1 protein-coding gene is annotated in these 240 nt (G+C 58.8%); it reads left to right on the forward strand.

The window, feature by feature from the left end:
• Nucleotides 1-240: amino acid permease (locus J5M56_RS27325; RefSeq protein WP_207938235.1), on the forward strand; the 240-nt coding region annotated here is incomplete at both ends.

Consider the following 240-nt stretch of genomic DNA (forward strand, 5'->3'; position numbering starts at 1 on the left):
TCTTCGGCGAAGGTAACACCCCCGCGGCCATCATCGCTGCATCGGTGCTGCTGTGGGCCGTGCATTTTCTGGTACTGCGCGGCATCAAGGAAGCAGCCTTCATCAACCTGGTCACCACTGTGGCCAAAATCGTGCCGTTGCTGATCTTCGTGGTCATTGCCGCTTTCGCGTTTCGCGCCGATATCTTCACGCGCGATATTTGGGGCCAGAGCAACCCGCAGTTCGGCAATGTGCTGAGCC

It is taken from the genome of Pseudomonas sp. 51_B (assembly GCF_017491595.1).
Lineage (GTDB): Bacteria > Pseudomonadota > Gammaproteobacteria > Pseudomonadales > Pseudomonadaceae > Aquipseudomonas > Aquipseudomonas promysalinigenes.